This window comes from Streptomyces sennicomposti (assembly GCF_019890635.1).
In the GTDB taxonomy this organism is placed as follows: domain Bacteria; phylum Actinomycetota; class Actinomycetes; order Streptomycetales; family Streptomycetaceae; genus Streptomyces; species Streptomyces sennicomposti.
In genome coordinates, this window is record NZ_JAIOAB010000136.1 from 1 (window position 1) to 1,157 (window position 1,157).

1 protein-coding gene is annotated in these 1,157 nt (G+C 68.7%); it reads right to left on the reverse strand.

The genetic code is table 11. The features are described 5' to 3' along the window. The coding region (gene metK, locus K7787_RS31405) for a methionine adenosyltransferase (protein ID WP_247721473.1) at positions 1 to 1,157 on the reverse strand (1,157 nt) is incomplete at both ends.

The window sequence follows — 1,157 nt, forward strand, 5'->3', positions numbered from 1 at the left end:
TCCCAGGTGAAGTCGGGCAGCTCGCGGCCGAAGTGGCCGTACGCGGCGGTCTGGGCGTAGATCGGGCGGAGCAGGTCGAGGTCGCGGATGATGGCGGCCGGGCGGAGGTCGAAGACCTCGTCGATCGCCTTCTCGATCCGCTCCACGTCGACCTTGTGGGTGCCGAAGGTCTCCACGAACAGGCCCACCGGCTCCGCCTTGCCGATCGCGTACGCCACCTGCACCTCGCAGCGCGCCGCGAGACCGGCCGCCACCACGTTCTTGGCGACCCAGCGCATCGCGTACGCCGCCGAACGGTCCACCTTCGACGGGTCCTTGCCCGAGAACGCCCCACCACCGTGCCGGGCCATGCCGCCGTAGGTGTCGATGATGATCTTCCGGCCCGTCAGGCCCGCGTCGCCCATCGGGCCGCCCACCTCGAAGCGGCCGGTCGGGTTCACCAGCAGCCGGTAGCCCTCGGTGTCCAACTTGATGCCGTCCTCCAGCAGCGCCTTCAGCTCCGGCTCCACCACGAACTCCCGGATGTCCGGAGCCAGCAGCGACTCCAGGTCGATGTCCGAGGCATGCTGCGAGGAGACCACGACCGTGTCCAGACGGACCGCCTTGTCACCGTCGTACTCGATGGTCACCTGCGTCTTGCCGTCCGGGCGCAGGTAGGGGATCGTGCCGTTCTTGCGCACGTCCGACAGCCGCTTCGACAGCCGGTGCGCCAGGAAGATCGGCAGCGGCATCAGCGTCGGCGTCTCGTCCGTGGCATAGCCGAACATCAGGCCCTGGTCGCCCGCGCCCTGCCGGTCCAGCTCGTCGTCGTCGCCCTCGACCCGCGTCTCGTAGGCCGTGTCCACACCCTGCGCGATGTCCGGGGACTGCGCGCCGATCGACACCGACACACCGCACGAAGCGCCGTCGAAGCCCTTCTTCGAGGAGTCGTAGCCGATCTCCAGAATCTTGCCGCGGACCAGGGTCGCGATGTCGGCGTAGGTCTTGGTCGTGACCTCGCCCGCCACGTGCACCAGGCCGGTGGTGATCAACGTCTCCACGGCGACCCGGGAGGCCGGGTCCTCGCGCAGAAGCGCGTCGAGAATGGTGTCGCTGATCTGGTCAGCGATCTTGTCGGGGTGGCCCTCGGTCACGGACTCCGAGGTGAACAGACGACG